Origin of the sequence: uncultured Leptotrichia sp., assembly GCF_938036635.1 — a bacterium.
Lineage (GTDB): Bacteria > Fusobacteriota > Fusobacteriia > Fusobacteriales > Leptotrichiaceae > Leptotrichia > Leptotrichia hongkongensis.
Map to the genome: position 1 here is coordinate 1 of NZ_CALHQO010000487.1, position 4606 is coordinate 4606.

General features: G+C 28.7%; 5 protein-coding genes and 3 tRNA genes. 2 read left to right on the forward strand and 6 right to left on the reverse strand.

The window, feature by feature from the left end:
* Nucleotides 1-873: 873 nt before the first annotated feature.
* The 5 genes from Q0370_RS09840 to Q0370_RS09860 all read right to left on the reverse strand — a co-directional run bounded on the left by Q0370_RS09840 (nucleotide 874) and on the right by Q0370_RS09860 (nucleotide 2137).
* Nucleotides 874-1023 (reverse strand): hypothetical protein, encoded by a 150-nt coding sequence (locus Q0370_RS09840; RefSeq protein WP_299575186.1) that lies wholly within the window; start codon nucleotides 1021-1023, stop codon nucleotides 874-876.
* Between the two features lie 263 nt (nucleotides 1024-1286).
* Nucleotides 1287-1363, reverse strand: a tRNA-Arg gene (locus Q0370_RS09845).
* 27 nt (nucleotides 1364-1390) lie between these two features.
* Nucleotides 1391-1484, reverse strand: a tRNA-Ser gene (locus Q0370_RS09850).
* Between the two features lie 18 nt (nucleotides 1485-1502).
* Nucleotides 1503-1589 (reverse strand) — tRNA-Ser (locus Q0370_RS09855).
* A gap of 170 nt (nucleotides 1590-1759) precedes the next feature.
* On the reverse strand, nucleotides 1760-2137 hold the full coding sequence (locus Q0370_RS09860) for a helix-turn-helix domain-containing protein (protein ID WP_299575188.1): 378 nt from the start codon (nucleotides 2135-2137) through the stop codon (nucleotides 1760-1762).
* A 170-nt stretch (nucleotides 2138-2307) separates the two neighbouring features.
* Between Q0370_RS09860 and Q0370_RS09865 the strand changes: the two genes are divergently transcribed.
* Both Q0370_RS09865 and Q0370_RS09870 read left to right on the forward strand, forming a co-directional pair.
* Nucleotides 2308-2862: an NAD(P)H-dependent oxidoreductase gene (locus tag Q0370_RS09865; protein WP_299575190.1), complete on the forward strand. Its 555-nt coding sequence runs from the start codon at nucleotides 2308-2310 to the stop codon at nucleotides 2860-2862.
* Nucleotides 2862-3158: a YciI family protein gene (locus tag Q0370_RS09870; RefSeq protein WP_299575192.1), complete on the forward strand. Its 297-nt coding sequence runs from the start codon at nucleotides 2862-2864 to the stop codon at nucleotides 3156-3158. Before Q0370_RS09865 ends, Q0370_RS09870 begins: the two co-directional genes overlap by 1 nt.
* 80 nt (nucleotides 3159-3238) lie before the next feature.
* On the opposite strand, the gene Q0370_RS09875 is transcribed toward Q0370_RS09870, so the two are convergent.
* On the reverse strand, nucleotides 3239-4555 hold the full coding sequence (locus Q0370_RS09875) for a glucose/sorbosone family PQQ-dependent dehydrogenase (RefSeq protein ID WP_299575194.1): 1317 nt from the start codon (nucleotides 4553-4555) through the stop codon (nucleotides 3239-3241).
* Nucleotides 4556-4606: the final 51 nt, after the last annotated feature.

The following is a 4606-nucleotide window of genomic DNA, read 5'->3' on the forward strand; positions in this document are numbered from 1 at the left end:
AATAGTGGCTCTGTGGCTGGCGTTCTTACATAACGCTTAAACTTTCATTCAGTTATCACAGATATACAGCATAAATATTCTTATCTGCAATATAATTATACATTATTTGTTGTACTTTTACAACAAAAATTTAAAATTTTTTTAACAATTAATAAATAAGTTAAATTAATGGTTGCTAATTTTCTCAAAAAAAATTATTTGTATTTCAAAGCCACACTAAGTAGAATCAAGAAAATAGTGCCGTACTTATAGGGATGGCTTTTCAAAATTCTGGGACTTTATCTCACAGACTATGTCAAAAATACAATCTCGGATAACTCTGTATAAGCCCCATAGAGAACGTTTAAACTCATTTTTGATATTTCCCTTGAGTAAAAAAAATAAACTCTTAAATCGGCTCTTATAAGAAAAAAATTCACTACCTGAATTAACATAGTTAGAAAAATAATACAATAACTAATTTTAATATTATTTCTAGTTGGATTTTCTTTTTTAGAATTTACAGATAATGTTGAATTTTTTTATAAAATTAGAGATTTTTTCTTAAAATTTCTTGTTGGACTAACGTTGGACTATTTTTTAAATTCAGTCCTTGTTTTACTAGGTTTTCTTTAAAAAGGATGTTGATTCTTCAAAACTCCTTTTTAAATATGCTATCACAAGGGTAGCATATTTTTTTATACTATTATTTTTATCAAGCTAAATAATATGGTGTTTTGAGATAATTTTTTTAAAATTGTTAAAATTGCTATAATTTTACTATATCTTTTTAAAAGTTTGGAAAAATAACCATTTACCTTATGCGTTGGTTACCTGTTGGTTACCTTTTTTGATATATCCAAAGTATGATTTTTAGACTTTTAAATAATATTTTTATACTACATCCTTTAAAAAATCTATTTTGTTAATGGATTTTTTTAATTCCTGTTCATCTACTTTAATATAATAATCATTTGTTGTGTTTATATTTTCGTGTCCTAATATATCTGTTATTTGAACTTCATTTAATTGATATTTACTCATAAAAGTTGCCAATGTTTTTCTGCAATCGTTAGTTTCGTGTTTTCTATTTCTAATATTTTAAGTGTTTCATTAAATTTCTAACGAAAATAATTTGTTCTTAACAGCTTATTCTTGTTATTTTTTTTATACCTAATTTTTAGCAAAAAAAAATCGCACTTTAAGTACGATAAATTTATAGTAATATTAGATAAATATCAACAACTTATGATTAATTCTTTGAAATAATCATGAATTAGTTTAATATCAATGTCTTTATATAAAAATGGCGCACCTGACAGGAGTTGAACCCATAACCTTCTGATCCGTAGTCAGACGCTCTATCCAATTGAGCTACAGATGCATTATTAATAAATTTACTAAAAAAAAATGGCGGAGAAGGAGGGATTTGAACCCTCGATCCAAGTTTTAGCTCGGATACTCCCTTAGCAGGGGAGCGCATTCGGCCTCTCTGCCACTTCTCCAAAAGTATAAATTTTAAATGGCGGGTGAACTGGGATTCGAACCCAGACATCTTGCGATTTCGCCGGTTTTCAAGACCGGTCCCTTAGCCGTTCGGACATCCACCCATACGTTACTCAGTTAGTATATCATATATTTCAATAATTTGTCAACTACTTTTTTCGTATTTTGGCTTTTGTTGAAGTAAGGATTTTAGTATGAAATTACAATATTTGTTTTATTTGTATTTTGTGATAATATTTTTTTAATGCTTTGTAAAAAATAAAGAGTAATAAAACTATTTATCAATATTTTTTCTAAATTCCTCTTTTTTATCAAGCAGTATAATGTCTTCACCCATTTTTTGCCGTAATTTAATATTTTCTCGACCCCAGAAGCACATGGCATATAAAATATTTGAAAATGATTGTCCATATTCTGTGAGTTTGTATTCTACCTTTGGAGGCATTTCTTCATACACATGTTTTTCTATAATTCCATCTTTTTCCAGCTCTTTCAATTTTTCAATAAGAATCTTTTGGGAAATACCAGGGATTAATCTTTGTAATTCGCCTGTCCTTTTTGTTCCAAAGGTAAGAATATATGTAATCAATGCTTTCCATTTCCCACCAAATATTTCAAGTGTTGCTTCTATTCCTAAAATATATTGTTTCATAGTTAATCTCCTGTTGTAAATATTATTATGAAGATATTATTGCATAAATTTTCAATTAAGTCCAGTAGTTACGTTTAGGTAAGTATATGCTTACGTTTTTGTGTGTATTTACAAATTTAAATTAGGATTATATAATATAATAAAATTAATGAAAGGAAATATGTATAATTATGAAAACTTTAGTAATTTTAGCACATCCAAATATTAACGAATCAAGAGCAAATAAGAGATGGAAGGAAGAGCTGTTAAAATATCCGCAAGAAATAGAAGTTCATGAATTGTATAAAGAATATCCAGATTGGAATATAGATGTAAAAAGAGAGCAGGAATTATTGATTAAATATGAACATATTATTTTTCAATTTCCTTTGTACTGGTTTAACTGTCCTCCTTTGTTAAAAAAATGGCTGGATGAAGTATTTGAGTATAACTGGGCATATGGATTGAACGGGGACAAGCTGAAGAATAAAAAGATTGGATTAGCTGTTACAACTGGAGGGAAGAGAGAATATTACAAGCATGGTGGGAAAAATAAATTTTCTCTTGATGAAATACTTATTCCATTTGAAGAAACTATAAATTATGCTCAAGGAATTTATTTGTCATATTTTAGTGTTTATGGAGTTTCTCCACATATAAACGAATTAAATGATAATGAACTTGGCAAAAACGCAAAGGAATATGTTGAATATATCCGTAAGACAAGAGAAGAGGGGGATAAATAATGTTTATTGCTAATTTAAAATATAAAAAATCAATGGAAGAAGTAAATAAGGTTTTAGAAGCTCATTTAGAATATCTTGACAAATATTTTGAAAAAGAAAAATTTATATGTACAGGGAAGAAAAGTTTTCCTGAATTAGGAGGAGTAATATTATTTAATTCTAACAATTTGGAAGAAGCAAAAAAAATATTGTATGAAGATCCATTTTATATCGAAGAAATAGCAGATTATGAAATAATCGAATTTAAACCAGTTAAGTTTGGTAAAAATACTTCACTAGAAAATTTATTTCATTAATATACATTAAAAAGAGCTGCTTCAAATTATATCTGAGGACAGCTCTTTATAAAATCAAAAATATCTAATAAATTAATTTATTATTCCTTGTATTCAAAAACTAAAATTGCTCCTTTATTTTCCATTTCGGTATTTGGTTTCCCGTCAGTTCCTATTACATTTCCTTTAGTATCCGTTGCAATGTAGATTTTTTTTGTGTCAGGGCTAACAAGTACTACACGGTAACGGTTATTTGTTTTAAAGTATTTTATTACATCTCCTTGAATATTTTTACCATCGGCATTTAATGGAATTCTATACAAAGCACCATTTTTTAACGATGTAATCAATAATGAATTTTGCCAAGCTGTTATTTTTCCATCTTTTGGATAATAAGTTACACTTGATGGAGCAATTGTGGGCCAGCATAGATAAGAAAGTTTTCCACATTTTTCATTTTTAAAATTGTAATCACTTTTTACTGTAAAGAAAGTTTTTAATGGTTCTTTAAAGTTATCAGCATTAAAATCAGTTTCTTTATAAGTTTTTTTATTGTCAGAATTATTTACATATTCGTAGGCAAAGTTATCCTTGTACCCAGCTACATTAGGCCAGCCATAGTTTCCACCAGCTTCAAGAAGATTTAACTCGTCATCTGAAGATGGCCCATGTTCTGTACTGAATAAATTGTTTTCAACGAACACAAGTCCTTGAGCATTTCTATGCCCATAAGTATAAATATGACTTCTAACTCCATTGATTACAGGATTATCTTTTGGTATTGAACCATCAGTATTTAATCTTAAAGTAGAGCCTGGATAACTGCTGAAGTCTTTTTTTGCTACCTCTTGTGCAGTAGCTGTACGTTGTGATTCAATAAGCTTGTCCAAATATTTCCCTTGATTATGTTCTTGATCCCCTATTGTGTAATAAAGTTTCTTATCAGGTCCAAATATTAGACGTCCTGAATTATGATCACTGCTGCCTGGTAATTTATCCAAAATTACAGTCTCGTTTGTCAACTTATCAGATTTTTTATCATAAGTTAAACGCACGATTTTTGCAAATTCTTCATCTTTATCATTTTTATAAGTATAGGCTGTATAAACATAATTTTTACCTTTCCCTGATAAAAACTCAGGACTCAATGCAAGTCCCAATACACCTTCGTGCTGAGGTCCTACAAATGCATTATTAAATGTATATAATATTTTAGATTCACCTGTCTCAGGATTTATTCTACGTATATTCTTTCCTGTACGCTCTGTAACCCAAAGCTGTTTATTTGGCCCCCACACCATTTCCCACGGAAATTCAAGACCATCTGTTACAACTTTTCCTTCAAAAGGTTCTGAAGTGACAACTTTATCTCTATGTGCAGCATTAACTGAAATTGATACACCAGCGATACCTATCAATGCTAAAAAAATGTTTTTTTCAAAAAATTAAACTTCATATTTTAAATTTTT

Bases quoted from the DNA above. Each gene is read 5' to 3' on its own strand.
- Q0370_RS09860 (WP_299575188.1), bottom strand. From the start codon at position 2,137: ATGAAACAATATATTTTAGGAATAGAAGCAACACTTGAAATATTTGGT.
- Q0370_RS09870 (WP_299575192.1), top strand. From the start codon at position 2,862: ATGTTTATTGCTAATTTAAAATATAAAAAATCAATGGAAGAAGTAAAT.
- Q0370_RS09865 (WP_299575190.1), top strand. From the start codon at position 2,308: ATGAAAACTTTAGTAATTTTAGCACATCCAAATATTAACGAATCAAGA.
- Q0370_RS09840 (WP_299575186.1), bottom strand. From the start codon at position 1,023: ATGAGTAAATATCAATTAAATGAAGTTCAAATAACAGATATATTAGGA.